The organism is Qipengyuania zhejiangensis (genome assembly GCF_035607565.1).
GTDB classification, from domain to species: Bacteria; Pseudomonadota; Alphaproteobacteria; order Sphingomonadales; family Sphingomonadaceae; genus Qipengyuania; species Qipengyuania zhejiangensis.
Map to the genome: position 1 here is coordinate 712,376 of NZ_JAYKGO010000001.1, position 24,032 is coordinate 736,407.

Annotated in this window: 26 protein-coding genes; 17 read left to right on the top strand and 9 right to left on the bottom strand. The window is 62.4% G+C overall.

The genetic code is table 11. The annotated features are described in order from the left end of the window. Window positions 1–4 precede the first annotated feature (4 nt). The 17 genes from rpsH to VR863_RS03520 all read left to right on the top strand — a co-directional run bounded on the left by rpsH (window position 5) and on the right by VR863_RS03520 (window position 13,167). Window positions 5–400, top strand: coding sequence for a 30S ribosomal protein S8 (gene rpsH / locus VR863_RS03440; RefSeq protein WP_324827025.1), 396 nt, complete (start codon window positions 5–7; stop codon window positions 398–400). Next, window positions 400–933 (top strand): 50S ribosomal protein L6, encoded by a 534-nt coding sequence (gene rplF, locus VR863_RS03445; protein WP_324827026.1) that lies wholly within the window; start codon window positions 400–402, stop codon window positions 931–933. Before rpsH ends, rplF begins: the two co-directional genes overlap by 1 nt. A 1-nt stretch (window position 934) precedes the next feature. Then, a complete protein-coding gene (rplR, locus tag VR863_RS03450) occupies window positions 935–1,279 on the top strand; it encodes a 50S ribosomal protein L18 (protein WP_324827027.1) in 345 nt (114 codons plus the stop codon). Then, on the top strand, window positions 1,279–2,097 hold the full coding sequence (rpsE, locus tag VR863_RS03455; protein WP_324827028.1) for a 30S ribosomal protein S5: 819 nt from the start codon (window positions 1,279–1,281) through the stop codon (window positions 2,095–2,097). The genes rplR and rpsE overlap by 1 nt, the downstream gene beginning before the upstream one ends. 5 nt (window positions 2,098–2,102) lie before the next feature. Further along, a complete protein-coding gene (gene rpmD, locus VR863_RS03460) occupies window positions 2,103–2,288 on the top strand; it encodes a 50S ribosomal protein L30 (protein ID WP_324827029.1) in 186 nt (61 codons plus the stop codon). A gap of 86 nt (window positions 2,289–2,374) precedes the next feature. Further along, entirely contained in the window at window positions 2,375–2,899 is a 525-nt protein-coding gene (rplO, locus tag VR863_RS03465; RefSeq protein WP_324827030.1) for a 50S ribosomal protein L15, read from the top strand. 116 nt (window positions 2,900–3,015) lie between these two features. Further along, window positions 3,016–4,380: a preprotein translocase subunit SecY gene (gene secY / locus VR863_RS03470; RefSeq protein WP_324827031.1), complete on the top strand. Its 1,365-nt coding sequence runs from the start codon at window positions 3,016–3,018 to the stop codon at window positions 4,378–4,380. A gap of 31 nt (window positions 4,381–4,411) precedes the next feature. Then, the gene (locus VR863_RS03475) at window positions 4,412–5,059 is read left to right on the top strand and encodes an adenylate kinase (protein WP_324827032.1); all 648 of its coding nucleotides are present in this window, start codon (window positions 4,412–4,414) and stop codon (window positions 5,057–5,059) included. Between the two features lie 63 nt (window positions 5,060–5,122). Further along, window positions 5,123–5,743, top strand: coding sequence for an SRPBCC family protein (locus VR863_RS03480; protein WP_324827033.1), 621 nt, complete (start codon window positions 5,123–5,125; stop codon window positions 5,741–5,743). 91 nt (window positions 5,744–5,834) lie between these two features. Then, entirely contained in the window at window positions 5,835–7,196 is a 1,362-nt protein-coding gene (gene gdhA, locus VR863_RS03485) for an NADP-specific glutamate dehydrogenase (protein WP_324827034.1), read from the top strand. A 287-nt stretch (window positions 7,197–7,483) separates the two neighbouring features. After that, complete coding sequence (rpsM, locus tag VR863_RS03490) at window positions 7,484–7,852, top strand: 30S ribosomal protein S13 (RefSeq protein ID WP_324827035.1); 369 nt, start codon at window positions 7,484–7,486, stop codon at window positions 7,850–7,852. A gap of 58 nt (window positions 7,853–7,910) precedes the next feature. Then, window positions 7,911–8,300 carry a 30S ribosomal protein S11 gene (gene rpsK / locus VR863_RS03495; protein WP_324827037.1) on the top strand — a complete coding sequence of 130 codons (390 nt, stop codon included), beginning with the start codon at window positions 7,911–7,913 and terminating at the stop codon, window positions 8,298–8,300. A gap of 109 nt (window positions 8,301–8,409) precedes the next feature. Further along, on the top strand, window positions 8,410–9,465 hold the full coding sequence (locus VR863_RS03500) for a DNA-directed RNA polymerase subunit alpha (RefSeq protein WP_324827038.1): 1,056 nt from the start codon (window positions 8,410–8,412) through the stop codon (window positions 9,463–9,465). A 143-nt stretch (window positions 9,466–9,608) separates the two neighbouring features. Further along, window positions 9,609–10,031, top strand: coding sequence for a 50S ribosomal protein L17 (rplQ, locus tag VR863_RS03505; RefSeq protein ID WP_324827039.1), 423 nt, complete (start codon window positions 9,609–9,611; stop codon window positions 10,029–10,031). 91 nt (window positions 10,032–10,122) lie between these two features. Beyond that, window positions 10,123–11,499: a serine hydrolase domain-containing protein gene (locus tag VR863_RS03510; RefSeq protein WP_324827040.1), complete on the top strand. Its 1,377-nt coding sequence runs from the start codon at window positions 10,123–10,125 to the stop codon at window positions 11,497–11,499. A gap of 129 nt (window positions 11,500–11,628) precedes the next feature. Then, window positions 11,629–12,231, top strand: a complete 603-nt coding sequence (locus tag VR863_RS03515; RefSeq protein ID WP_324827041.1) for a hypothetical protein — start codon at window positions 11,629–11,631, stop codon at window positions 12,229–12,231. A 117-nt stretch (window positions 12,232–12,348) separates the two neighbouring features. Then, on the top strand, window positions 12,349–13,167 hold the full coding sequence (locus VR863_RS03520; RefSeq protein ID WP_324827042.1) for a hypothetical protein: 819 nt from the start codon (window positions 12,349–12,351) through the stop codon (window positions 13,165–13,167). Here VR863_RS03520 and VR863_RS03525 read toward each other — a convergent pair. The 9 genes from VR863_RS03525 to mdh form a co-directional block, all read right to left on the bottom strand. Then, a complete protein-coding gene (locus VR863_RS03525) occupies window positions 13,164–13,784 on the bottom strand; it encodes a trimeric intracellular cation channel family protein (protein ID WP_324827043.1) in 621 nt (206 codons plus the stop codon). The genes VR863_RS03520 and VR863_RS03525 overlap by 4 nt on opposite strands. Next, window positions 13,781–14,467 (bottom strand): PepSY domain-containing protein, encoded by a 687-nt coding sequence (locus VR863_RS03530; protein WP_324827044.1) that lies wholly within the window; start codon window positions 14,465–14,467, stop codon window positions 13,781–13,783. Before VR863_RS03530 ends, VR863_RS03525 begins: the two co-directional genes overlap by 4 nt. A 34-nt stretch (window positions 14,468–14,501) precedes the next feature. Next, a complete protein-coding gene (locus VR863_RS03535) occupies window positions 14,502–15,836 on the bottom strand; it encodes an amidase family protein (protein ID WP_324827045.1) in 1,335 nt (444 codons plus the stop codon). A gap of 196 nt (window positions 15,837–16,032) precedes the next feature. Then, a complete protein-coding gene (gene lpdA, locus VR863_RS03540; protein ID WP_324827046.1) occupies window positions 16,033–17,445 on the bottom strand; it encodes a dihydrolipoyl dehydrogenase in 1,413 nt (470 codons plus the stop codon). A gap of 10 nt (window positions 17,446–17,455) precedes the next feature. Further along, window positions 17,456–18,691, bottom strand: coding sequence for a 2-oxoglutarate dehydrogenase complex dihydrolipoyllysine-residue succinyltransferase (odhB, locus tag VR863_RS03545; RefSeq protein ID WP_324827047.1), 1,236 nt, complete (start codon window positions 18,689–18,691; stop codon window positions 17,456–17,458). A gap of 9 nt (window positions 18,692–18,700) precedes the next feature. Then, window positions 18,701–21,553 (bottom strand): 2-oxoglutarate dehydrogenase E1 component, encoded by a 2,853-nt coding sequence (locus VR863_RS03550; RefSeq protein ID WP_324827048.1) that lies wholly within the window; start codon window positions 21,551–21,553, stop codon window positions 18,701–18,703. A 99-nt stretch (window positions 21,554–21,652) separates the two neighbouring features. Then, a complete protein-coding gene (sucD, locus tag VR863_RS03555; protein ID WP_324827049.1) occupies window positions 21,653–22,543 on the bottom strand; it encodes a succinate--CoA ligase subunit alpha in 891 nt (296 codons plus the stop codon). After that, the gene (locus VR863_RS03560) at window positions 22,540–23,037 is read right to left on the bottom strand and encodes a hypothetical protein (RefSeq protein WP_324827050.1); all 498 of its coding nucleotides are present in this window, start codon (window positions 23,035–23,037) and stop codon (window positions 22,540–22,542) included. The genes sucD and VR863_RS03560 overlap by 4 nt, the downstream gene beginning before the upstream one ends. An 11-nt stretch (window positions 23,038–23,048) precedes the next feature. Further along, window positions 23,049–24,011, bottom strand: a complete 963-nt coding sequence (mdh, locus tag VR863_RS03565; protein ID WP_324827051.1) for a malate dehydrogenase — start codon at window positions 24,009–24,011, stop codon at window positions 23,049–23,051. Between the last annotated feature and the right edge of the window lie 21 nt (window positions 24,012–24,032).

Genomic DNA, 24,032 nt, shown 5'->3' on the forward strand with positions numbered 1-24,032 from the left:
ACAGATGGCAATGACCGATCCCCTGGGTGATATGCTCACCCGTATCCGCAACGGCCAGCGTGCGAAGAAGGACAGTGTCCTTTCGCCCGCCAGCAAGCTGCGTGCAAACGTGCTCGAAGTTCTCCAGCGTGAAGGCTACATCCGTGGCTTCAGCGAAGACGCTTCGGGCAAGCACCCCGCGCTGCGGATTGAACTGAAGTATTTCGAGGGCGAACCTGCGATCAAGCATGTCGCTCGCGTCTCCAAGCCTGGCCGCCGCGTCTATTCGGGTTCGAAAGAACTTCCGATCGTACGCAACGGTCTTGGCATCACCATCGTCTCGACGCCGCGCGGTGTGCTTTCGGACAACGAAGCGCGCACGCACAACGTCGGTGGCGAAGTGCTGGCGGAGGTGTTCTGATGAGCCGCATCGGCAAAAAGCCGGTGGCGATCCCTAGCGGGGTCACCGCCAACATCGATAACGGCATGCTCAGCGTGAAGGGCCCCAAGGGCACCCTCACCATGGGTCTGTCGGACCTCGTCGAGTACAAGCTCGAAGGAGAGGAAATTTCGATCACGCCGGCAAATGACACCAAGGCTGCTCGCAGCCACTGGGGTATGCAGCGTACGCTGGTTTCCAACCTGGTCGAAGGCGTCACCGACGGCTTTTCCAAGGTCCTCGAGATCACCGGTGTTGGTTATCGTGCCAACTCGCAGGGCAAGACGCTGAAGCTGCAGCTTGGCTACAGCCATGACGTCGATCTCCAGATCCCGGAAGGTCTCGAGGTGAAAACCCCGGACCAGACCACTGTCGAGATTTCGGGCATCGACAAGCAGGCCGTTGGCCAGTTTGCCGCCGAAATCCGCCGCTGGCGCAAGCCCGAACCCTACAAGGGCAAGGGTATCAAGTACCGCGGCGAGTACATCTTCCGCAAGGAAGGGAAGAAGAAGTAAGATGGCCAAGCTCTCCCTTTTCGAACGCCGCCGTCGCCGCGTGCGCACGGCCCTCAAGGCCCACGCTGGTGGCAAGCCTCGCCTGTCGGTGCACCGCACCGGCAAGCACATCTACGCACAGGTCATCGATGATGCAGCGGGCAAGACCCTCGCCGCAGCCTCGACGCTCGGCGCGAAGGCTTCGGGTGCCAATGTCGATGCCGCCAAGCAGGTCGGTAGCGACATCGCTGCCGCTGCCAAGAAGGCTGGCGTGACCACCGTCGTGTTCGACCGCGGTGGCTTCCTGTTCCATGGCCGCGTCAAAGCGCTGGCCGACGCCGCGCGCGAAGGCGGGCTGGAGTTCTGATGATGGCTGACGAAACCAAAAACGAAAACACCGAAGCTCAGACCGAGGAAAAGGTAGTGACGGCCGAGACCGAACACGCCGTGACCAAGGAAGAGCCGGCGATTGCCGACACTCCGTCGGAAGCTGCCGACAACCAGAGCCCTGCCCAGGGCGCCGAAGGCCAGCCGCGTGAGCGTCAGGGTCGTGGCGGCCGGGGCGGTGGTGGCGGAAACCGTGACGGCGGTGGTCGTGGCCGTGGTGGCCGTGACAACAATCGTCGTGGTGGTCGCCGCGAGGAAGAAGACGACGGCATCATCGAGAAGCTCGTCCACATCAACCGCGTCAGCAAGACGGTGAAGGGCGGTAAGCGCTTCGGTTTTGCTGCTCTGGTCGTCGTGGGTGACGGCTCGGGCCGCGTCGGTTTCGGCCACGGTAAGGCTCGCGAAGTGCCGGAAGCCATTTCGAAGGCAACCGCGGCAGCACGCAAGAAGATGATCCGCGTATCGCTGAAGGAGGGCCGTACCCTCCATCACGATGGCAAGGGTCGCTTCGGTGCCGGCAAGGTAACCGTTCGCACTGCGCCTGCAGGTACCGGCATTATCGCTGGTGGCCCGATGCGCGCCGTGTTCGAGAGCCTTGGCGTCGCAGACGTCGTGACCAAGTCGGTCGGTAGCTCGAATCCCTACAACATGATCCGCGCCACGTTCGACGCGCTGACCAACCAGACTTCGCCGAAGTCGGTGGCACAGCGTCGGGGCAAGAAGGTTGCAGACCTTCTCGGTCGCGGTGGCGCATCCCAGGCCGAGGCAGAAGCCGACGCCGCGGCTGTGGTGGAGTAAGCCAAATGGCCAAGAACAAGACCGTCAAGATCAAGCAGATCGGTTCGCCGATCCGTCGTCCGGAAAGCCAGCGCAAGATCCTGGTCGGCCTGGGCCTCAACAAGATGCACAAGATCGTCGAACGCCAGGACACCCCCGAGGTGCGCGGCGCAATCGCCAAAATCCCGCATCTTGTAACAATCGTCGATTGATCGCCTGATCGATTGACCAAGGTGGCCCGGTCGCGTACCGGGCCGCTTCCATTTAGCGCGAATAAAGCGAAAGCGAGTGCAGAACCATGAAACTGAATGAAATCCGCGACAATCCCGGTGCCCGTAAATCCCGCCTCCGCGTGGGCCGTGGTATCGGTTCGGGCAAGGGCAAGACCGCTGGCCGTGGCCAGAAGGGCCAGAAGGCCCGTTCGGGTGTCGCCATCAAGGGCTTTGAAGGCGGCCAGATGCCGCTTCACATGCGCCTGCCGAAGCGCGGCTTCAACAACCCCTTCGCCAAGGATTTCGCCGAAGTGAACCTGGGCATGGTCCAGAAATTCATCGACGCCAAGAAGCTCGACGCCAAGAAATTGATCGACCACGAAGCGCTGAAGGCCGCCGGCCTCGCACGTGGCGGCAAGGATGGCGTCCGTCTGCTGGGCAAAGGCGAACTCACGACCAAGGTTACCTTTAAGGTTGCCGGCGCGTCGAAGGGTGCTGTTGCTGCCGTCGAAAAGGCTGGCGGTTCGGTCGAAGTGATCGAAAAGGCTCAGCCCGAGCACGAAAAGAAGGCGGCCCGCGCCGCTGCGAACAAGGCCGCCAAGGCCAAGTAATCGGCAAAATAATGGGAGCGGGGTTCGACATTGGTCGCCTCGCTCCCTATCTGTCCGGTCTGCGCCGGGACGGGCCGGCGCCCCAGACCAACTGGCTTTAGGATCGAACCTGACCGATGGCATCACGCGCCGACAATATCGCGAGCAATCTCAGCCTCGCCAATTTCTCGAAAGCAACCGAGCTCAAGAACCGTATCTGGTTCACGATCGGTGCGCTGATCGTTTTCCGCTTCCTCAGCTTCGTACCGCTGCCTGGCGTCAATCCGTTGATCCTTGGCGACCTGTACGACCAGACGCGTGGCGGCATCCTCGATCTGTTCAACACATTTTCGGGCGGCAGCCTTGAGCGCATGAGTCTCATCGCGCTCGGCGTGATGCCCTATATTACGGCTTCGATCGTGATCCAGCTGGCGGCTGCTCTGCACCCGTCGCTGGCAGCGCTGAAGAAGGAAGGCACCGTCGGGCGCCAGAAGCTGAACCAGTACACCCGCTACGGCACGGTCTTCCTGTGCGCGATCCAGGGCTGGTTCCTTGCCTCCGGCCTGGAAAGCTTCGGCGCGCAGAGCGGAATGCAGGCGGTTGTCGATCCCGGCATGATGTTCCGCGTCGGCGCGGTGATCAGCCTTGTGGGTGGGACGATGTTCCTGCTGTGGCTTGGCGAGCAGATCACCAGCCGCGGTATCGGTAACGGTGTATCGCTGATCATCATGGCCGGCATTGTCGCCCAGTTCCCGACCTTCGTTTCGAACATGGGTTCGGGCTATTCGGAAGGTTCGATTGCCACGGGCATCATCGTCGGGTTCATCCTGATGGTGGTTGTTCTCATCCTGGGCATCTGCTTCTTCGAGCGCGCCCAGCGCCGCCTGCTGATCCAGTACCCCAAGCGCGCCACGCAGCGCGGCATGATGCAGGCCGATCGTTCGCATCTGCCGCTCAAGCTGAACACGGCCGGCGTTATTCCGCCGATCTTCGCCAGCTCGCTGCTGCTTCTGCCGCTGACCATCACGCAGTTTGCGGGCAATTCGGTCGATACCGAAAGCAGCTTCGGCGGTGTCCTGCAGACGGTGCTTCAGTATCTGCAGCACGGGCAGCCGCTGTATATGCTGCTCTATGGCATCGGCATCATCTTCTTCTGCTTCTTCTACACCGCGATCGTTTTCAATCCGGAAGAAACAGCGGACAATCTGAAGAAGAACGGTGGCTTCATTCCGGGCATCCGCCCCGGCAAGCGGACCGAGGATTACCTCGACTACGTTCTGACCCGCATTACCGTTATCGGCGCGATCTACCTGACGGTGGTCTGCGTGGTGCCGGAATACATGATTGCCCAGACCGGCGTCCCGCTGTTCCTGGGCGGAACCAGCCTGCTGATCGTCGTCAATGTCACCGTCGACACCATCAGCCAGATACAGTCTCACCTGCTGGCACACCAGTATGGCGACCTTATCAAGAAGGCCAAGTTGAAGGGCCGCCTGCGTTAAGCAGCGACGGGGCGAAGGGGACTTTCACGCAATGGACATCATTCTTCTCGGCCCTCCGGGCGCTGGCAAGGGCACCCAGGCCCACCGGATCGAAGATCACCACGGTATGCGCCAGCTTTCGACTGGCGATATGCTGCGCGCGGCGGTGAAGGCTGGCACTCCGGTTGGTCTCAAGGCCAAGGCGGTGATGGACCGCGGTGACCTGGTGTCGGACGAAATCGTCAGCGAGCTGATCGATGCCGAACTGACCGCGATGGGCCCGGAAACGGGCGCCATTTTCGATGGCTATCCGCGTACCGAGGCCCAGGCCGAGACGCTTGATGGCATTCTGTCGAAGCACGGGCGCAAGCTCGATCATGTGATCGAACTCGAAGTGAACGAGGATGCGCTCGTCGAGCGCATCACCGGTCGCTACACCTGCGGCGAGTGCGGTGAGGGCTATCACGAAACCTTCAAGCAGCCCGCCAAGGAAGGCGTCTGTGACCGCTGCGGTTCAACCGAATTCAAGCGCCGTCCGGACGACAACGAAGAAACCGTGCGCAACCGCATGGGTGTCTACCGTTCCGAAACCGCACCGATCCTGCCCGGTTATGAAGCGCGCGGCATCGTCAGCCGGATCGACGGCATGGCCTCCATTGAAGACGTGACCCACGCGATCGACACGATCCTGTCGCGCTGATTGTCTGCTGACTTCCAAATGCGTCTGGCTTCCCCTAGGACCTGAGGTCCCGAGGAGAACCAGATGCATCGTTACGCCGCCGCCGCGCTTGCACTTTTTGCTGCGACACCTCTTTCGGCCGAGGTGGTGGAAACGAGTGACGACGGGTTCGTAACCCGCGCGACAGCCAACGTCGCCGCAACTCCCATGGAAACCTGGCTGGCGCTGACGCGGCCGGGAACGTGGTGGAATTCATCCCATACGTGGTCAGGCGATTCCGCAAACCTCACGCTCACGCCCCAGGCGGGCGGTTGCTTTTGCGAACGCGTCCCCGGTGAAGATCGGGCCGACGGGTTTTCCCTGGATGGCAGCGTGGTTCACATGCACGTGGTGCAGGCCTACCCGCTGCGCGTTTTGCGGATGCGGGGCGGTCTTGGCCCGTTGCAGGGGGAACCGGCAACTGGCGTCCTTACGATTACCCTGAAAGAGATCGACCGGGGCACGCGGATCTTGTGGGAATACAATGTCGGCGGCCCCATGCGGTACGAAATCGCGGAAATTTCCAAGGCGGTCGATGGCGTGATGGACCAGCAGCTTGACGCCCTGCGGGACAAGCTGGGCGGTCTGGATGGTGCTTCGGACGACGTTGGAAGCGAAAGCGAGGCCGCCCTGGAAGCACAGGGTGATCAACCGACTGACGATTAAGCGAGCAGCGGAATACGCGCCGGGGAGGGCGCAGTGGTCGCAGACCACGCAATGGCCCGCAAACGGGCAAACAGGGGGAGGGCTCAGGCCAATGGCATCGATATACGACAGGCACGTGGATTTTCCGACGTTCATGGAAGGCGTCAAGAAGCGGAACGAGGGACAAACCGAATTCATCCAGGCGGTCCAGGAGGTCGCACAGGACGTTTTCTCGTTCATCGACGATAAGGAAAAATACCACGAAGCGCAGATATTGCGCCGCATTGCCGAACCCGACCGGATCGTATCGTTCCGCGTATGCTGGGAAGACGACAACCATAACGTCCGGGTGCAGCGCGGATGGCGGGTTCAGAACAACAACGCGATCGGCCCCTACAAGGGTGGCATCCGGTTCCACCCCAGCGTGAATGAGAGCGTGCTCAAGTTCCTCGCCTTCGAGCAGACCTTCAAGAATTCGCTGACCGGCCTGCCGATGGGCGGCGGGAAGGGCGGTGCGAACTTCAATCCCAAGGGCAAGAGCGACAGCGAAGTCATGCGCTTCTGCCAGTCGTTCATGACCGAATTGTATCGCCACATCGGACCGGACACGGATGTGCCCGCCGGTGACATTGGCGTGGGTGCCCGCGAAATCGGCTATATGTTCGGACAGTACAAGCGGATTACCAACCGCTGGGAAGGCGTGCTCACCGGCAAGGGCACCGAATATGGCGGCTCGAAAATGCGTCCCGAGGCGACGGGCTATGGCGCGGTCTATTTCCTGCAGAACATGCTGAAGCACGCCGGCAACGACGTCGAGGGAAAGTCGGCCGTGATTTCAGGCTCGGGCAATGTCGCGACCCATGCGGCGGAAAAGATCGTCCAGCTGGGCGGCAAGGTTCTGACCCTTTCCGACAGTGGGGGCTTCATCCACGATCCCGATGGAATCGACCAGGAGAAGATCGACTGGGTCAAACGCCTCAAGAACGAGCGGCGCGGGCGGATCAGCGAATACACCGACCACTTCACCGGATCGACCTTCCATGAAGGAAAGCGCCCGTGGGATGTCACATGCGACGTGGCCTTGCCTTGCGCGACGCAGAACGAGCTGAACGCCGAAGAGGCCAGGGAACTGGTCGATAACGGCGTGATCGCGGTGTCGGAAGGCGCCAACATGCCGACCACGCTCGACGGGGTTAAGGTCTTCCACGATGCGAAGATCCTTTACGGACCTGGCAAGGCAGCCAATGCAGGCGGCGTTGCCGTGTCCGGCCTGGAAATGAGCCAGAATTCGGAACGCATCAGCTGGAATCACGAACGCCTGGGACAGATGCTGACGGAACTGATGGAAGGCATCCACGAAAAATGCGTGGAATTCGGCCAGGACGACAAGGGCCATGTCGATTACGTGAAGGGGGCCAATATCGCGGGATTCAAGAAAGTTGCCGATGCGATGCTGGCCTTCGGGGTGATGTGACCGGCTTTGACGCGTGAAGCTGCGTGTTGTAAGCGGGTTGAACTGCGCGACTGGCTGCCCATATCGGCGGCCAGGTCGTGTTGCATGTGCAAGGCGGTTGACGCTTCGGGCGAATCCCCCTAAGCGCGCCGTTATCCGACAGTTGCGGTGAGTCCGGCAGGCGTCAGCCACATGCGCGCCATCCGGGCTTTTTGCGTTAATCGCGCCCGCTTTGTTGTCGGATGTTTTGAGCGATGAGATGGGGCTCGCAGCCAATCGGTTGCACCCTGTGGAGCATGGAGAAGTAAGTGGCTCGTATTGCCGGGGTAAACATCCCCACCAACAAGCGCGTGATTATCGCGCTCACCTATATTCACGGAATCGGCCGTACCACGGCCGTTGAGATCGCCAACAAGCTTGGCATCGATCACGCTCGCCGCGTGCAGGACCTTTCCGACGAGGAAGTTCTGCGCATCCGCGAAACGATCGACGCCGATCACACGGTTGAAGGCGACCTTCGCCGCGGTACCGCGATGAACATCAAGCGGTTGATGGACCTCAAGTCCTATCGTGGCCTTCGTCACCGTTCAGGCCTGCCCGTTCGCGGCCAGCGCACTCACACCAACGCCCGCACCCGCAAGGGTAAGGCCAAGCCGATCGCCGGCAAGAAGAAGTAAGCTTTCGGACTCTCCGAAACGCTTTTCCCTTCTTGATAGAATGTAAGGAAGAAACCACATGGCACGCGAACCCGGCCGCGTTAGGCGCCGCGACAAAAAGAATATTTCGAGCGGCGTGGCGCACATCAACGCCAGCTTCAACAACACGATGATCACCATCACCGACGCACAGGGCAACGCTATCAGCTGGTCCAGCGCCGGCACGATGGGCTTCAAGGGCAGCCGCAAGTCGACTCCCTATGCCGCGCAGGTCGCTGCCGATGACGCGGGCCGCAAGGCCGCTGAACACGGCGTGCGCACCCTCGAGGTTGAAGTGAAGGGCCCGGGCTCGGGTCGTGAGAGCGCGCTTCGCGGTCTTGCGGCTGTGGGCTTCACCATCACTTCGATCCGTGACGTGACGCCGATCCCGCACAATGGGGTCCGTCCTTCCAAGCGTCGTCGCGTCTGATCCGTACCTGCCTGGTGGCCTGACGTTCAGGCCGCCGACACCCTCTCACGGACCGGACGCTCTCACATGAGGGCTCCGGTCCCGCCCGCATCCGAACCAGGGGAAATCCATGTCCGTCAACATCAAGAACTGGCAGGAACTCAAGAAACCCAACAGCCTTGAAATCAAGGATGGCGGCGACAAGAGCCGCAAGGCGACTTTCGTCGCAGAACCGCTCGAGCGTGGCTTCGGCCTCACGCTCGGCAACGCGCTGCGCCGCGTGCTTCTCAGCTCGCTTCAGGGCGCAGCTATCACCTCGATCAAGATCGAAGGCGTGCTCCACGAATTCAGCTCGCTCGCCGGCGTGCGTGAAGACGTCACCGACATCGTCCTGAACGTGAAGCAGATCGCGCTGCGTATGGAAGGCGAGGGCATGAAGCGCCTGCAGCTTTCCGCCACCGGCCCGGCCGAAGTCAAGGCTGGCGATATCGCCGTTTCGGGCGACATCGAGGTGATGAACAAGGATCTCGTGATCTGCCACCTCGACGAAGGCGCTACGCTCAACATGGAGCTGACCGCCGACACCGGTAAGGGCTATCGCCCGGCAGTGATGAACCGTCCGGCCGACGCGCCGATCGGTCTCATCCCCGTCGACAGCCTTTATTCGCCGGTTCGCCAGGTAAGTTACAAGGTCGAGAACGCTCGCGTTGGCCAGGAACTGGACTACGACAAGCTTTCGCTGAACATCGAAACCGATGGCACCGTGGCCCCCGAAGACGCCGTGGCCTACGCCGCGCGCATTCTTCAGGACCAGCTGACGCTGTTCGTCCACTTCGAAGACGGCATCCCGCAGCCCAGCTCGGCCATGATCGGCCAGGCTGCAGAACCGCAGGAAAGCGACACCAACCAGCTCAACCGTTACCTTCTCAAGAAGGTCGACGAGCTTGAACTGTCGGTGCGTTCGGCCAACTGCCTCAAGAACGACAACATCATCTACATCGGCGACCTGGTCCAGAAGACCGAAGCCGAGATGCTGCGCACGCCGAACTTCGGCCGCAAGTCGCTCAACGAAATCAAGGAAGTCCTGTCGTCGATGGGCCTGCGCCTTGGCATGGACATCCCTGGCTGGCCGCCGGAAAACATCGAAGAAATGGCCAAGAAGCTCGAACAAGAGCTGCTCGGTTAATTTCTGCGGGCGGGGTCGGGACGTTGTTTCCGACCCTCCTTGGCCCGCCAGCGGGCCGACGACACGGGTATTGGTTCGGAACCCTGATCCGAACCGGCACTGGGGTACCTGAAACGGCCCCATTTCGAACGAAGGATTGAATAATGCGTCACAAGATTTCAGGCCGTAAGCTTCAGCGCAAGACCGGCCACCGCAACGCCCTGTTCCGGAACATGTCGGCTGCGCTCATCAAGCACGAGCAGATCAAGACCACGCTTCCCAAGGCGAAGGAACTGCGCCCCTACATCGAAAAGCTGATCACGCTGGCAAAGCGTGGCGGCCTTTCCAACCGTCGCCTGGCGATGAGCCGCCTGCAGGACGAAACCCAGCTGAAGAAGCTGTTCGACATCCTCGCAGAACGTTATTCCGACCGTGAAGGCGGCTACACCCGCATCATCAAGGCCGGCTATCGCGGCAGCGACGCCGCCCCGATGGCGATCATCGAATTCGTCGAGCGCGATGTCGATGCCAAGGGCCAGGATTCGGGTCCGGTGATGAACGAAGAACTGGATTTCGAAGAAGCGTAAGCCGCTCTCGATAACCAACAGATGGGGCCGGAGGGGAAACCTTCCGGCCCTTTTGTTTTGCGCAGGCGAATTCTCGTGCAAGAACGCCAGTATGATCCGACAATCTCTTGCAGCCGCCACGCTTTTCCTCGCCGTCCCTTCTGCCGCGCAATCGATCTCTCAGGACGATTTGCAAGCCCGTTACGACCGATCGCTTGCGGCGGGGTACAAGGCGCTTTTCCTGTGCAGTGCAATTGCCAATGGCGAGGATCGCGGGGGACTTCGGACGGTGCAAAGCGTCGAGGAGTGGGAGCTCGCCGGAATTCAGGAACCGCTTGCGACGATTTTGCCCACGCTTCCTGACGCGCGGATCGAGCGAGCGTCTGCGGGTGATTTCGGAACGCTCGACACCATCCGCAGCGTATCCGTCGACTATGCTGAAGATGCGCCGCCAAGGGCGGCCTTTCACAAACGGGGCTCCGGTTGCTCGCTCCTGCCTCCGGGTATGACCGAGGCACCATCGGTTCCCGCAACCACGGCTCCGTCTATGGCCTCGCCGTACCGCATCATGCCTCCGGAAGTGCCTGTGGCGGAAAACGAACTGGGGCGGGTCGGCTTTGCCGATCGCTACGGTACCGGCACAAGGACAACAGCGGTCGTCGTCCTCAAGAACGGCGCGATCGTGGGTGAAGCCTATGCGCAAGGTTTCGGCGTCTACACGGCGCAGCGGACATGGTCCGTCGCCAAGAGCATCGCTGCAACTATCGTGGGGACAGCGGTACACCGCGGGAGCGCGGACGTTCACCAGTCGGCGGGTCTGGGAATGGGCGATGCACGCGGGTCCATAACCATCGACCATCTCTTGCGCATGGCGTCGGGCCGTTATTCGGATACCGCCGGAAACCGCACCGACCCGCTTTATTTCGGGGGATCGACAGTGTCGGAAACGGCACTGCACTGGCCGGTCATCCATTCGCCGGGTTCGGTGTTCCGATACGCCAACAACGACACGTTGGCGGCCGTTGCTGCCATAAAGGATCAGTTCGCGGCACATCCACCGGTAGAACTGTTCGCGCGGTTGGGAATGGCGCACACCGTCGCGGAAACCGATTGGCAGGGTGACTATATCCTTTCATCGCAGGTTTGGTCGACAGCGCGCGACCTTGCCCGGTTCGGTCAGCTTTATCTTGATGATGGCAAGTTGGCCGATGGCACGCGCATTCTACCCGAGGGGTGGGTGCGGTATGTTTCCACCCCGTCAGGCCCGCAGCCAGATGGCCCGTTCGGTTATGGTGCGGGCTTCTGGTTGCTCGACAAATCCGAAGGTGTCCCGGCCGATACGTTCGCAGCGATGGGCAATCGCGGGCAGTTCATAATAATCGTTCCCAGCATGAACGTCGTGATTGTTCGGAGGGGTGAGGATCCGACCGGAACCCGCTTCGATGTCGCAGGGTTTTCTCGCGATATCCTTGAATTGCTTGAGAAATAGACATTCATAAAAGTGCCGCTTTACATTAACACTCGCTGTCACGGGGGTTCAGCCTCATCTCAGTACGAGTCACCTAGAAAGGGTTCAACCGAGGCAATCCCGCCCCGGTAAGTACGAGGAGAGCCTCACATGACACTCACAACCAAGGCTTTTGCGAAGGGTGGGATCGCAACCGCAGCCGTCAGCGCGATGGCCCTTGCCGGCGCGACGCCCGCACAGGCAAGCGATCGCAACAACGATGGCATTTCTGTCGGTGACGTGATCGCCGGCGCCGTGATCATCGGCGGCATCGCTGCCGTTGCCAGCGCAGCCAGCAAGGATCGCGGCTATGATTACCGCGACGGTCGATACGACCGGGACGGCCGTTATGACCGCAACTACCGCGACTACCGCGACTATCGCGGTGACCGCTACGCCAATCGCGGCAACCCGCGCGCGGCCGTGGAACGCTGCGTCAACGCCGCCCGGCAGGACGCTCGTCGCTATGGCTATCGCTATGCCCAGGTGACCGACATCCGCGACGTCGATGACACGCGGTATGGCTGGAGGGTCAAGGGCCGGATCGTGGTCGACGGCAACTACCGCGATGGTCGTTATGACCGCTACGGCTACCGCGACAGCCAGAACCGCTATCAGCGCTGGAACGACCGCGATAGCGGCAAGTTCACCTGCGACATCCAGCGGGGACGCGTGACCAACGTGGACTTCAGCGGCATCCGCGGACTGCGTTGATCCAACCATAAACCACCAGCAGGCGGTTCAGGCTCCATGCAGCCTGAACCGCCTAATTTTTTGCGATCATGTCAATGCGCGCGCCAGGTGGAGGCTCGCCTTGTGGGGTATCGGGCCATGTCGTCCATTTTCAAACTTTCCGCTGCACCTGCGCTCCTTGCGGCGCTTTCTCTCTCCGCCACTCCGGCCGCTGCTGCAGACCTGCCGGCACCCCAGGTGCATTCAGCGGTAACGGTTCTGCCTGCCTGGACGCCCGGCGATGACAGAGCCGACCAGTATCGGCATTATCGCCATCGCAGGGACCGCGGCGTCGATGCAGGTGACGTGCTGGCGGGTATTCTGATTATCGGCGGCATTGCCGCCGTGGCCAACGCGGCCAAGAATTCCCAGCCCCGCAGCTATCCTGACCGCGATTACCGCTATCCCGACCAGCGCCGCGGCGACGATCGCCAGCAATACGATCCGCGCGGCCTCGATCGCGCGGTGCAGATGTGCGCCGACGAGGTCGAGCGTGACGTCCGCATCTCCAGCATCGATACCGTGAATCGCACAGGGCAGGGCTGGCAGGTCACCGGATCGCTTTACAACGGCTCGGGGTTCACCTGCTCGATCGGGGAAGACGGGCGGATCGAAGCCATCGATTACGGCCGGGGCGGCGAAACTGCTTACGAGACCGGTGAAGTCCGCGATCAGGGCGGATACGACGATCAGGGCAGCTACGACCGTCAGGGCGCCGATGACGATGGCACAGATGACGATGGCTATGTGTCAGCCGAACCGGCGACCGATCGCCAGTATGAAGCGACCACCTATTCGCAGGCCCGTGCCCGCATCGACAACCAAGCTCCCGCCTACCCCGGTGGCCCCGTTGCCGGTGAGGTCGAGGATGCCCCCGACATCGAATTCGGCACCGGTTACCAGGGCGTCGAAGGCTAATCCCTGCCGTAGGCAGGTAGCGACAACGACCAGCGGATCGCCGCCAGCCGCAGCCCGAAACCGGCTGCGGTGGCCGCGATCCAGACGATCGTCCGCTCGATACCCGCAACATCGCCCAGCACCGTTACGCTGGCGGATAGCGCCGCCGCGGTTACGTACAGTTCGGGCCGCATGAGGATCGACGGGCGTCCGGCCAGGACGTCGCGAATGATGCCGCCCACGCAGCCGGTGATCACTCCCATCAACGCTGCGGGAACCGGCGGTACCCCGTATTCAAGCGCCTTGGCCGTGCCGAGCACCGCGTAAGCCGCCAGTCCGAGCCCGTCGACGATGGACAGGAACCGGCCTTCCCACCAACGGGTGGGCGTGAACCACGCGAACAGCGCCATGCCAAGGCAAATGGCCGCAACCCATGCATCATGGATCCAGAAAACCGGCGCGCCGATCAGCAGATCGCGCACCGACCCCCCACCGACACCGGTGATGAGGGCGAAGAAGGACAGGGTCACCAGCGTCTGCTTTTCGCGCGCCGCGACCAGCGCGCCGGTCAGGGCGAAGATCGCCACGCCGGCCAGATCCAGCCAATCGAGCACAGGGGTCAGGATTTCGGGGTTCATCGTTTTGCCGTGACGCGGGCCTTGCGGCGGCGGAACATCAGGATGCAGCCCAGCAAGGCACCCAGGACCGAAAGCGCGGCGAACAGTATCAGGATGGGGTGGTGCGTATCTTCCCGCGTCTGCAGGTCCATGATGTGCAGGCCCCACATGAAATCGAATATGCGCCACCAGCGGGTTCGCACCGCCTCGATCTCGCCCGTTTCGGTGCCGACATAGACGTTGGTCCCGTCGGCGAGCGCGACCTGCCACACGGGCATCGGGCGGCGGAAATCGAACGGCACCTTGTCCGCTTCGAAGCGTGCCGAACCGGTTACCTTGTCTCCGCCAACAATGGTCTCGGCCACCAGCAGACGTGCCTCGACTTCGGAAAGCGACCCCATTTTGCTGCCATCGGCCCGGAAACGATCGGTTGTCCCGTCCATGTAGGCGATGCGCGTCACGGTTTCGCCGCGTTCGACGCGGGTGGAGACGGAACGCACGGGTTTCGTGCTTTCGGCCGGCAGCGATACGGCAATGTTGGTGTCCGTCGGCAGGGCGCGCTCGGGCGCTTCCTTGTGCAGGGTCGTGCCGCGCACTTCCTCGATCGGCTTGGCAACCATGACCAGGCCGGTCACGGTCCACATCAGGATGGGAACCCCGACCAGCCAGCCCAGCCAGATGTGCCAACGGGCAAATTGGCGCATGGCGCGTTGATTTCCCATACTGGTGTCGCGATCCCTAACCGTGGAGAATGTGGCCGATCGCTTCCGCCGCGGCGATGCAATCCAGGTCAGCCCACTTGCGCGACATGACCTGCATTCCGCAAGGCAGGCCGCCGGTTTCTCCCACAGGAAGGACAGTGGCCGGTAGGTTGGGATAGGTTGCCAGCCCGGCCCAGCACAATCCTGCTGCGCCCGGATGTTCCGCGCCGTTGATCGTTATCGTGCCGTCGAACACGCGGCCTTCGCGGTGGGGGACGGCAAGGACAGGGGCGGGCGGGGCAAGGACGAAATCGTAGGCTTCGAACAACCGCGACCACGCCAGTTCGTTGCGTGCCTGCACGTCGAGCATGTCGAACCAGTCGGTGGCGCTGGCGCGGTGGCCGTCGGGTGCCGGTGCGCCGCGGGCCATCGCCACGTTGAGCAGACGCATGTAATCGTTCTGCTGCGCGGTCAGGTCAGGCAAAAGATCGCTGGCCCGGTCGACCTTGATACCGGCATTTTCCAGTTCGGCGGCGGCGGCTTCTATCGGCCCGCGCACGCTATCGTCGGTGGGGCAGGCCGGATGGTCGATCAGCAGCAGGAACCGGCTGTCCTTGATCGGCTTCGCGGCTGCGCGCAGCGGAACGGTTGCGGTCAGTTCGAGAAGGATGCGCAGGTCCGCTGCGTTACGCGCCAGCGGGCCGGCTATGGAAAGAGCGCCGTCATGGCCATCGCGCCCCGCCATCGCAGGGTGATCGTGGCCGTGCTTGGAGATAAGCCCCCAGGTCGTCTTGTGACCCCACACCCCGCAGAAATGTGCCGGAACGCGCACCGATCCGCCGATGTCGGTGCCGTATTCGCAAGGCACCATTCCACTGGCAACCGCCGCGGCCGAACCGCCCGAAGAACCGCCGGGCGAACGTTCATGGTCGTGGGGATTGTTGGTGCGGCCGTAGACCGGGTTGTTCGATTGCCAATCGGCAAGATCGGGTGGGACGTTCGTCTTGCCCAGGAAGATCACACCGGCTTCCTTGAGCTGGCTGACTAACTTCGCGTCGCGCCGGGCGATGTTGCCGGCGAACCGTTCGTGTCCCCAGGTGGTGGGCAGGCCTTCGATGTCGAAACTTTCCTTGATCGTCATCGGAACGCCGAACAGCGGCTGGTCTGTACGCGGCGATACGCCGGTCATCGACTTCGCGGTGCTGAGAGCGCGGTCGAAATCGCACACGACAACCGCGTTGATATGCGCGTCGTGATGTTCGATCCGCGCGATGGCGGTCTCGACCGCTTCGAACGGCGTAATATCTCCGCGCCGAATGGCTGCTGCGCTCTCCAGCGCTCCGGCATGGTCGGTCAGTTTTGGATAGGACACGCGTTTCTCCCCTCGCGGTGCATCCTACGTCACACGCGCTGGCGGAGCAATTCGTCTTGGGGCGTCAAGGCCATGGGGTGAAATGCCCCGATCGCACGCCAGCGCCGGCGCGTGAAGGAAAGACGGTGAGCCAACAGCAAAATACCCGGCTCCCGCGATGTGCAGGAGCCGGGCATTTTTTGGACCGGTAGCCGGATCAGATGTGGATCGGTTTGCCCTGGACGCCCATGGCCGCTTCCTTGATCGCTTCCGAATGCGTCGGGTGGGCGTGGCAGGTGTAGGCAATGTCTTCGCTGGTCGCGCCGAATTCCATGGCCTGCGTGGCCTGCGCGATCATGGTGCCGGCAACCGAGGCAATCGCCCATACGCCCAGCACGCGATCGGATTCCGCATCGGCGATGACCTTTACGAAGCCTTCGGGCTCGTGATTGGTCTTGGCGCGGCTGTTGGCCATCATCGGGAACTTGCCGACCTTGATCTTGGACTTGTCGCCGCCGGCCTTTTCGATGGCTTCTTCCTGCGTCAGGCCGACACCGGCAAATTCGGGCCAGGTGTAGACGACACCGGGAATGAGATCGTGGTTCACGATGCCGGTCTGCCCTGCCACGTTTTCGGCGCAGGCGATCCCTTCATCCTCGGCCTTGTGGGCGAGCATGGGGCCGGGGACCACGTCACCGATGGCCCACACACCGTCCACCTTGGTGCGGAAATCGTGGTCGATCTCGATCTGCCCGCGCTTGTTGGTTTCCAGCCCGATAGCATCGAGGCCGAGGCCGTCGGTGTTCGGACGCCGACCGATGGACACGAGGACGCAATCGGCTTCCAGCGTCTCGCTCTCGCCGCCGGCGGCGGGTTCAAGCGTAAGCGTGGCCTTCTGGCCTTTCACGGTAACGCCGGTAACCTTGGTCGACAGGCGCAGTTCCATGCCCTGCTTCTTGAAGATCTTGGCCGCTTCCTTACGCACGTCGCCGTCCATTCCGGGGAGCAGCGCGTCGAGATATTCGACCACGATCACTTCGGCACCGAGACGCCGCCAGACCGAACCAAGCTCCAGCCCGATCACGCCGCCGCCGATCACGACCATTTTCCTGGGCACGGCCCTGAGTTCGAGGGCGCCGGTCGAATCGACCACCACCTGCTTGTCGTTATCGACCTCCACGCCGGGCAGCGGCGTCACCGACGAACCTGTCGCGATAATCACGTTCTTGGCGGTGACGGTTTCGTCGCCGACCTTGACCGTGTGGGCGTCCTGGAAGGTGGCGTGGCCCTTCTTCCAGTCGACCTTGTTCTTCTTGAACAGGAACTCGATCCCGCCGGTAAGCTGCTTGACCGCATCGATACGCTGGGCGTGCATCGCATCGAGATTGAGCTTGGGCGTCACGTCGATGCCCATGTGCGCCATCGTACCGTTGGCGGCAGCGTCGAAATACTCGGACGCGTGCAGCATCGCCTTGGACGGGATGCAGCCGACGTTGAGGCAGGTTCCGCCCAGCGTGTCGCGGCTTTCCACACACGCGGTCTTCAGCCCGAGCTGGGCCGCGCGGATGGAGGCAACATAGCCGCCGGGGCCAGCGCCGATGACGAGGACGTCGTAGTCGTATTCAGCCATGATTTCTTCCTCAGAGGTCGATCAGCATCCGCGTGGGATCTTCGATCGCTTCCTTGATGATCTTGAGTGCGGTGACCGCTTCGCGGCCGTCGATCAGGCGGTGGTCGTAGGACAGGGCGATGTACATCATCGGGCGGATAACGATCTCGCCATCGACGACGACGGGCCGGTCGTCGATCCGGTGAAGTCCCAACACCGCGCTTTGCGGCGGGTTGATGATGGGGGTGCTCATCAGCGATCCGAACACGCCGCCGTTGGAGATCGTGAACGTGCCGCCCTTCATGTCGTCCATCGTCAGCGTGCCGTCCTTGGCGCGCTTGCCGAAATCGGCGATATCCTTCTCGATCTGCGCGAAACCCTTGTCCTGCGCATCGCGAATGACGGGAACGACCAGGCCGTTCGGTGCCGATACGGCCACCGAGATATCGACGTAGTCGTGATAGACGATTTCATCGCCTTCGATGTAGGCGTTGACCGACGGCACGTCCTTCAGCGCCAGGCAGGCCGCCTTGGCGAAGAAGCCCATGAAGCCCAGACGGATGTCGTGCTTCTTGGCGAACATGTCCTTGTATCGGGCACGCGCCTCCATCACCGCCGACATGTCGACATCGTTGAAGGTGGTCAGCAGCGCTGCGTTTTCCTGCGCACCCTTGAGCCGCTTGGCGATGGTCTGGCGCATACGGGTCATCTTGACGCGCTCTTCGCGGCGTTCGCCGGCGGCGCTGGCGGGTGCGGGCGTTGACGATGCGGGGGCTTCGCCGCCGGTCTTCTTCGCCTGCGCCGCCGCGATCACGTCTTCCTTGGTCAGGCGGCCATCCCGGCCGGTACCCTTGATCGTCGACGGGTCCACACCGTGTTCGAGTACCGCGCGGCGAACCGCCGGGCTAAGTGTCTGCGACGCGTCGCCGCCGGTGGCTTCCTTGGCCTGCGCCGGGGCGGCCTTTTCGACGCCGGCATCGGGTGCGGCTGCCTTGGGTGCTTCAGCCGGTGCGGGCTTTGCCGCGGCAGCGCCTTCTTCGATCACCGCGATTACCGCGTCGACTTCGACGGTGTCACCGACCGCGACACGGAATTCCTTGATCACACCGGCGACGGGCGAGGGGGCTTCCACCGCGACCTTGTCGGTTTCCAGGCTGGCGATCGGTTCGTCGACCGCCACGGAATCGCCAACCTTCTTCAGCAGTTCGCCGATGGTGGCTTCGGTAACCGATTCGCCCAGCGTAGGGACTTTGACTTCAGTAGCCATGACAGTTCCTCAGGCCTTCTCGTTGTTTTTCGGGGATTTTGCGTTTCGTGCCGCTTCGCCGCCATCGGCCAGGCCAAGGGCGATGGAAACCAGTGCTTCCTGTTGGACCTGGTGACGGCTGGCGAAACCGGTGGCCGGCGATGCGGCCACTTCGCGGCCTGCATAGACCGGGCGCATCCCGTCCTTGCCCGCCGCTTGCGCGGCTTCTTCGATGAGCCGGTCCACGAAGAACCACGCACCGTTGTTCTTGGGTTCTTCCTGGCACCAGACGATCTCTTCGAGATTGGTCATCCGCTTGAGACGTTCGGCCAGCGCCTGGCCCGGGAACGGATAGATCTGTTCGATCCGCACGATCGAAACATCCTCCAGCCCTTCGGCGTCGCGGCGCTGCATCAGGTCATAGGCAACCTTGCCGCTGCAAAGGACCAGGCGGCGGACCTTCGTATCGGCAATCTGCGTCATGTCGGACTTGATCCGCATGAAGTGGTGATCGCCCATGAACTCCTCGGCGCTGGACTTGGCCAGCGGGTGGCGAAGCAGGCTCTTCGGGGTCATGATGACCAGCGGTTTGCGGAACTGCCGCAACATCTGACGGCGAAGAACATGGAAGTAATTGGCCGGGGTGGTGATGTTGCACACCTGGATGTTGTCGTTCGCACACAGTTGCAGGAACCGTTCGAGGCGTGCGGAACTGTGTTCGGGGCCCTGCCCTTCGTACCCGTGGGGCAGCAACAGTACGAGGCCGTTGGCCCGCAGCCACTTGGCTTCGCCCGCCGCGATGAACTGGTCGATCATGATCTGCGCGCCGTTGACGAAATCGCCGAACTGCGCCTCCCACATCACCAGGCTCTTGGGATCGGCCATGGCAAAGCCATATTCGAAGCCGAGCACACCGTATTCGGACAGCGGACTGTCATACACTTCGAACTTGCCGTGGGGCAGGGTGCAAAGCGGGATGTACTTGCGCTCATCCGTCTGGTCGGTCCAGACCGCGTGACGCTGGCTGAACGTGCCGCGTCCGGAATCCTGGCCTGACAGGCGCACGCCGAACCCTTCTGTCACGAGGCTGCCGAAAGCCAGCGCTTCGCCGGTTGCCCAGTCGAACCCTTCGCCGGTTTCGAACATCTCCCGCTTGGCATCGATCACGCGGCCCAGCGTCTTGTGGATCGTGAGATCGTCCGGAACGGTGGTCAGCGTGCGGCCAAGGCTGTCGAACAGCTTCTTGGGCAGTGCGGTGTCCACGTTACGGCGGGCAGTTTCCGGATCGGCGGGCTTGTTCATACCGGCCCAGCGACCACCGAACCAGTCGGCTTCGTTGGGCTTGTAGTCCTTCGCAGCGGCGAATTCTTCTTCCAGGTGGTCGTTGAATTCGGCGCACAGGCCGTCGGCGTATCCTGCGTCGATCACGCCTTCCTCGAGGAGGCGGGCGGAATAGATTTCGCTCACCTTGGGATGCGCGCGGATACGGTCGTACATCAGCGGCTGGGTGAATTTTGGTTCGTCACCCTCGTTGTGGCCGAACCGGCGGTAACACCACATGTCGATAACGATATCGCGGCCGAACACCTGGCGGTATTCCACCGCCAGCTTGCAGGCGAAGGTAACCGCTTCGGGATCGTCGCCGTTGACGTGCAGGATCGGCGCCTGAACGCCCTTCGCCACATCGCTGGGATAGGGGCTGGACCGCGCGAATTGCGGGCTGGTGGTGAAACCGATCTGGTTGTTGATCACGAAATGCAGGCAGCCGCCGGTGTTGTACCCGCGCACACCCGAAAAGCCGAGGCATTCCCACACGATACCCTGGCCGGCAAAGGCCGCATCGCCGTGAAGCAGGACGGGCAGGACCTGCTCGTGCTTCTTGAGGTCGTCCCGGATGGCCTGCTGCGCGCGGGTCTTGCCGAGCACGACCGGGTTCACCGCTTCGAGGTGGCTGGGGTTGGGCACGAGGCTCATGTGCACGTCGATCCCGTCGAACGTGCGATCGGTGCTGGTGCCGAGGTGATACTTCACGTCGCCCGAACCGCCGACATCGTCGGGATTGGACGAACCGCCCGAAAATTCGTGGAAGATCACCTTGTACGGCTTGCCCATGACGTTCGCCAGAACGTTCAGGCGGCCGCGGTGGGCCATGCCATAGATGATTTCGCGCACGCCCAGCTGGCCGCCATACTTGATGACGGCTTCGAGGGCGGGGATCATGGATTCGCCGCCGTCGAGGCCGAAACGCTTGGTGCCGACGTATTTCTTGCCGAGAAATTTTTCGTACTGCTCGCCGCGGATCACGGCAGCCAGGATGGCACGCTTGCCTTCGTCGCTGAAATGGATCGTCTCTTGCGGGGTTTCGAACTTGTCCTGGAGGAAACGGCGTTCCTCCGTGTCCGCAATGTGCATGTATTCCAGGCCGACATTGCCGCAATAGGTCGTGCGCAGAGAGTTGTAGAGATCGCGAACGGTAACCCACTGGTACCCGAACACGCCGCCGACATAGACTTCGCGGCCTTCCTGGCCGTCAAATCCGTGCCATTCCAGCGTGAGGTCTTCGGGAACTTCGCGGTGCGACAGCCCCAGCGGATCGAGGTCCGCGGCCAAATGCCCGCGGACGCGGTAGAGCCGCACCAGCAACATGGCGCGAATGGAATCGTCCGCCGCCTGCTCCAGCGCCTTCTGATCGAGTGGCTTTCCTGCCTTCGCGGCCGCCTGCGCCACCGCGAACCGCATCTGCGTGGGATCGAGGGCAGCGACAAGATCGGTTTCGCTGTCGACCACTTCGGACAGCCAGCGCGGATTGGCCCAGCTGGGGCCGGGTTGCGGGCCTTCCTGATCGGAAAACTCGGGAAGGAAGGTCTGGCTTTCGTTACCCATCGGGTCCCTTTCGCACCGACATCAGTGTCGGCTCACAATGCCAATGCGTCGGCGGTGCGGAAGGCTCCCGGGGAGGAACAAGCCGTTCCGCATCGCGGATCAGGCGAGTTCCTTGAGCAGCGCGTCGAGCGTGGTGCCGAGTTCGCTGGGCGAGGGGGAAACGCGGATGCCCGCCTTTTCCATCGCGGCGATCTTGTCGTCCGCACCGCCCTGGCCGCCGCTCACAATGGCACCGGCATGGCCCATGCGGCGGCCCGGAGGCGCCGTGCGACCGGCGATGAAGCCGACCATCGGCTTGCTCACGCCCTTCTTCGCCTGGTGGGCGATGAATTCGGCTGCTTCTTCTTCGGCGCTGCCGCCGATTTCGCCGATCATGATGATCGACTTGGTTTCATCGTCCTTGAGAAACAGGTCGAGGACGTCGATGAAGTTCGTGCCGTTGACCGGGTCGCCGCCAATGCCGACAGCGGTTGTCTGGCCAAGGCCGACCATGGTGGTCTGGTGCACGGCTTCGTAGGTCAGGGTGCCCGAGCGGCTTACCACGCCCACGCTGCCCTTCTGGAAAATCGAACCCGGCATGATGCCGATCTTGCATTCGCCGGGCGTCAGCACGCCGGGGCAGTTCGGGCCGATGAGGCGCGATTTGGAGCCGGTGAGAGCCCGCTTCACGCGGACCATGTCCAGAACCGGAATACCTTCGGTGATGGCGACGATCAGCTCGATCTCGGCATCGATCGCCTCGAGGATCGAATCGGCGGCGAACGGCGGCGGCACGTAAATGCACGATGCGGTCGCTCCGGTGGCGGATTTCGCTTCGGCAACCGTGTTGTAAACAGGCAGGCCGATATGTTCGGTGCCGCCCTTGCCGGGGGTTACGCCTGCAACCATCTGCGTGCCGTAGGCCAGCGCCTGCTCTGTGTGGAACGTGCCGGTATCGCCGGTCATTCCCTGCGTGATGACCTTGGTGTTCTTGTCGACGAGGATACTCATTCGGCACTCTCCTGGGGGATTGCGGTTATTTCGAAACGGGCGATCGGCTTGTCGCGATCCCCGGCTGGATCGAGGCGGATGTTCTTGTCGCCAAGGACCCAGAAGTATGTTGGCCCATCGGCGCGCAGCGGCATACCGATAAGCTGCGAAACGCCCTGTGCGGTCGGCCCATAATCGCCGGTGGCCTGAAGGCGGGCGAAGACGACGCACGACTTGGCCTTGAGCTCATCCTTGCCGATGATGATCAGGGCTTCGTTGCCGCGCTTTTCATACGCGCCGCGCACGACCATCGCACTGCGACCGCCTCCGCGCTTCTTCACCGGTTCCCAGCCGTGATCGGGCAATTGCTTGAGTTCGATCCAGGTGGGACTGGTGATGGCGCTGCACGCCTCGATCGCCGCGGCGATCTGGGCGGAATCGGCGGGGGCTTCCTGCGCGGCCGCGGGTGCGGAAAGCAGGGCTGCTGTTGCAGTCAGTGCGGTTAGGCGATGCATGGCAGCAGCCCTTAGCCGAGCGAGCCGTCCATGCCGCGGCACACGTCGAGCAGTTCCTCGACGGCGTCGGTCGATACCTTGAGGTTGTTCTTTTCCTCGTCGTTCAGCTCGATCTCGACGATTTCCTCGATGCCGTCGGCACCGATCACGGCGGGAACGCCCACGTAAAGGCCGTCAACGCCGTACTTGCCTTCGACATAGGCGGCGCAGGGAAGGATACGCTTCTGGTCGCCGAGATAGGCTTCGGCCATCGAAATGGCGCTGGTCGCGGGTGCGTAATAAGCCGAGCCGGTCTTCAGCAGGCCGACGATTTCGCCGCCGCCCGAACGGGTGCGCTGGACGATTTCGTCAAGGCGGCCCGCATCGACACCCTTGATCTTGGCGAGGTCACCGACCGGAATGCCGCTGATGGTCGAATAGGAAAGCACCGGAACCATCGTGTCGCCGTGGCCGCCGAGAACGAACGCGTTCACATCCTTCACCGAGACGCCGAATTCCCACGCGAGGAAAGTGGCAAAGCGCGCAGAATCGAGCACGCCGGCCATGCCGACGACCTTGCTGTGCGGCAGGCCGGAAAATTCGCGCAGCGCCCAGACCATCGCGTCGAGCGGGTTGGTGATGCAGATCACGAATGCGTCGGGACAGTTGTTCCTGATGCCTTCGCCGACCGACTTCATCACCTTGAGGTTGATGCCGAGGAGATCGTCGCGGCTCATGCCGGGCTTGCGGGCGACGCCCGCGGTCACGATGACCACGTCTGCGCCGGCGATGTCGGCGTAGTCGTTGGTGCCGGTGATGCTGGCGTCGAACCCTTCGATGGGGCCGCACTGCGAAAGGTCGAGCGCCTTGCCCTGGGGCATGCCTTCGGCGATGTCGAACAGGACGATGTCGCCCATTTCCTTCTTCGCCGCGAGGTGGGCGAGCGTGCCGCCGATCATGCCGGCGCCAATAAGGGCGATCTTCTTGCGTGCCATCTGTGGAAGGGTCCTTGCCTT

Coding starts and splice junctions, on each gene's coding strand:
- gdhA (WP_324827034.1), top strand. CDS start 5,835: ATGGCATCGATATACGACAGGCACGTGGATTTTCCGACGTTCATGGAA.
- VR863_RS03510 (WP_324827040.1), top strand. CDS start 10,123: ATGATCCGACAATCTCTTGCAGCCGCCACGCTTTTCCTCGCCGTCCCT.
- VR863_RS03525 (WP_324827043.1), bottom strand. CDS start 13,784: ATGAACCCCGAAATCCTGACCCCTGTGCTCGATTGGCTGGATCTGGCC.
- rpsH (WP_324827025.1), top strand. CDS start 5: ATGGCAATGACCGATCCCCTGGGTGATATGCTCACCCGTATCCGCAAC.
- VR863_RS03560 (WP_324827050.1), bottom strand. CDS start 23,037: ATGCATCGCCTAACCGCACTGACTGCAACAGCAGCCCTGCTTTCCGCA.
- secY (WP_324827031.1), top strand. CDS start 3,016: ATGGCATCACGCGCCGACAATATCGCGAGCAATCTCAGCCTCGCCAAT.
- VR863_RS03515 (WP_324827041.1), top strand. CDS start 11,629: ATGACACTCACAACCAAGGCTTTTGCGAAGGGTGGGATCGCAACCGCA.
- rplQ (WP_324827039.1), top strand. CDS start 9,609: ATGCGTCACAAGATTTCAGGCCGTAAGCTTCAGCGCAAGACCGGCCAC.
- rpsK (WP_324827037.1), top strand. CDS start 7,911: ATGGCACGCGAACCCGGCCGCGTTAGGCGCCGCGACAAAAAGAATATT.
- VR863_RS03500 (WP_324827038.1), top strand. CDS start 8,410: ATGTCCGTCAACATCAAGAACTGGCAGGAACTCAAGAAACCCAACAGC.
- sucD (WP_324827049.1), bottom strand. CDS start 22,543: ATGAGTATCCTCGTCGACAAGAACACCAAGGTCATCACGCAGGGAATG.
- rpmD (WP_324827029.1), top strand. CDS start 2,103: ATGGCCAAGAACAAGACCGTCAAGATCAAGCAGATCGGTTCGCCGATC.
- odhB (WP_324827047.1), bottom strand. CDS start 18,691: ATGGCTACTGAAGTCAAAGTCCCTACGCTGGGCGAATCGGTTACCGAA.
- rplO (WP_324827030.1), top strand. CDS start 2,375: ATGAAACTGAATGAAATCCGCGACAATCCCGGTGCCCGTAAATCCCGC.
- VR863_RS03475 (WP_324827032.1), top strand. CDS start 4,412: ATGGACATCATTCTTCTCGGCCCTCCGGGCGCTGGCAAGGGCACCCAG.
- VR863_RS03480 (WP_324827033.1), top strand. CDS start 5,123: ATGCATCGTTACGCCGCCGCCGCGCTTGCACTTTTTGCTGCGACACCT.
- rplF (WP_324827026.1), top strand. CDS start 400: ATGAGCCGCATCGGCAAAAAGCCGGTGGCGATCCCTAGCGGGGTCACC.
- VR863_RS03550 (WP_324827048.1), bottom strand. CDS start 21,553: ATGGGTAACGAAAGCCAGACCTTCCTTCCCGAGTTTTCCGATCAGGAA.
- mdh (WP_324827051.1), bottom strand. CDS start 24,011: ATGGCACGCAAGAAGATCGCCCTTATTGGCGCCGGCATGATCGGCGGC.
- VR863_RS03520 (WP_324827042.1), top strand. CDS start 12,349: ATGTCGTCCATTTTCAAACTTTCCGCTGCACCTGCGCTCCTTGCGGCG.
- rplR (WP_324827027.1), top strand. CDS start 935: ATGGCCAAGCTCTCCCTTTTCGAACGCCGCCGTCGCCGCGTGCGCACG.
- lpdA (WP_324827046.1), bottom strand. CDS start 17,445: ATGGCTGAATACGACTACGACGTCCTCGTCATCGGCGCTGGCCCCGGC.
- rpsE (WP_324827028.1), top strand. CDS start 1,279: ATGATGGCTGACGAAACCAAAAACGAAAACACCGAAGCTCAGACCGAG.
- VR863_RS03530 (WP_324827044.1), bottom strand. CDS start 14,467: ATGCGCCAATTTGCCCGTTGGCACATCTGGCTGGGCTGGCTGGTCGGG.